General features: G+C 61.3%; 1 pseudogene. It reads right to left on the bottom strand.

The annotated features are described in order from the left end of the window. Positions 1–238 (bottom strand): annotated as a pseudogene (locus AAHA41_RS22610) (structural toxin protein RtxA); the annotation flags it as partial.

The raw sequence follows: 238 nt of genomic DNA, 5'->3' as shown, positions 1-238 counted from the left end.
CTGCCCCGTCAGTGCCATACAACGGGGCATTAAACAGACCGCTAATGGCGCTGCTGCTGATGTCGACTGCATCAAACCCGCCAGTTTCATCTAGGGTTGCGCCAGCACTGGCTGCCGCCTTGGCCGAGGCACTCGGGCCATCGTCCTTGAAGGCGATATCCAGCCCGTTCGCACTGGTCGCCGTGGTGCTGTCACCATCACGGTCAGTGACAGTCTGTACCACCTTGATGGCCGCCGC

This window comes from Aeromonas sp. SER (genome assembly GCF_038739615.1).
In the GTDB taxonomy this organism is placed as follows: Bacteria; Pseudomonadota; Gammaproteobacteria; order Enterobacterales; family Aeromonadaceae; genus Aeromonas; species Aeromonas jandaei.
The sequence above is the reverse complement of the archived record's forward strand: the minus strand, read 5'-3'. Positions and strand labels throughout refer to the sequence as shown.